Here is a 1,335-nt window from a genome sequence, read left to right on the forward strand (position 1 = left end):
CGTCGGTGACCGCGGCCTCGGACTGCGCGTCCAGCTCGGCGGCGGTGCCGGGGTCGTCGAGAACCAGTGCGGGAGGTGTGGTGTCGGGCAGGTCCGCGGTCTGTTCGCGGGTGGTGAGCACACACACCGGGTCGGCGTCGGTGAACATGTAGGCGAGCCGGTCGGCGGGATAGGCCACGTCGATGGGCAGGTACGCGGCGCCGGCGTCGAGCACCGCGAGCAGCGCCACGATCAGGTCGGTGGTGCGGGGCAGTGCGACCGCGACGAGGGTGTCGGGGCCGGCGCCGCGGGTGAGCAGCGCCCGGGCGAGCCGGTGCACCCGCGCCTCGAGCTGCCGGTAGGTGAGCGCCCCGTCGGGTGCGGTGACGGCGACCGCGTCGGGGGTGCGGGCGGCGGCGCGGGTGAACAGCGCGACGAGGGTGTCGCGGGCCGGGGTGTGCGGCGCCGCGGGCGGGAGCGGCGCATCGGCGTCGATGCGCAGGTCGAGGTCGCCCACCGGCCGGTGCGGGTCGGCGGTGACCGCGTCCAGCAGCCGCAGGAACCGGGCGGCGAACGCCGCGGCGGTCTCCGGGTCGAACAGGTCGGTGGCGTAGGTGAACGCGCCGGTCATGCCGCCGGTCGCGGGGTGTTCCTGCAGGCTCAGTTGCAGGTCGAACTTGGCGACCTCGAGGTCGGTGTCGAGGGCGTCGACGGTGACCTCGGGCAGGTCCAGGTGGGCGCGTTCGGTGTTCTGGAATTCGAGGACGACCTGGAACAGCGGGGAATGGTCGGTGGCGCGGGTCGGGGCGAGCGCGTCGACGAGTTTTTCGAAGGGCAGTTCGGTATGGCCGAACGCGGACAGGTCGATTTCGCGGGTGCGGTGCAGATGATCGGTGAAGGGAGTGGCGCCGTCGACGGGGGTGCGCAACACCACGGTGTTGACGAACATGCCGACCAGGTCGTCGAGGGCGCGGTGGCCGCGCCCGGCGACCGGGGTGCCGATCGCGATGTCGCCGGTGCCCGACAACCGGGCCAGCAGCACCGCGAGCGCGGCATGCACGGTCATGAACACCGTCGCGTCGTGCGCGGCGGCGAGCGCGGTGATGCGGCGGTGCAGGTCCGCGTCGACGGTGAAGCGGGTCAGGGCGCCGCGGAACGACTGGTGGGGCGGGCGGGGCCGGTCGGTGGGGAGCGGCAGCACCTCGGGCAGGTCGGCGAGGGTGGCGCGCCAGTGGGCGAGCTGCCGGGCGGCGAGCGAGTCGGGGTCGGCGGGGTCGCCGAGCAGCTGCTGCTGCCACAGCGCGTAGTCGGCGTACTGCACCGGCAGCGGTGTCCACTGCGGGGCCTGACCGCGGG

1 protein-coding gene is annotated in these 1,335 nt (G+C 74.2%); it reads right to left on the bottom strand.

From position 1 onward, the window contains the following. Nucleotides 1-1,335, bottom strand: a 1,335-nt coding sequence (locus Q8814_RS26145; protein ID WP_330154831.1) for a condensation domain-containing protein, incomplete at both ends; no start/stop codon positions are given.

The organism is Rhodococcus chondri (assembly GCF_036327435.1).
Taxonomy (GTDB): domain Bacteria; phylum Actinomycetota; class Actinomycetes; order Mycobacteriales; family Mycobacteriaceae; genus Rhodococcus; species Rhodococcus chondri.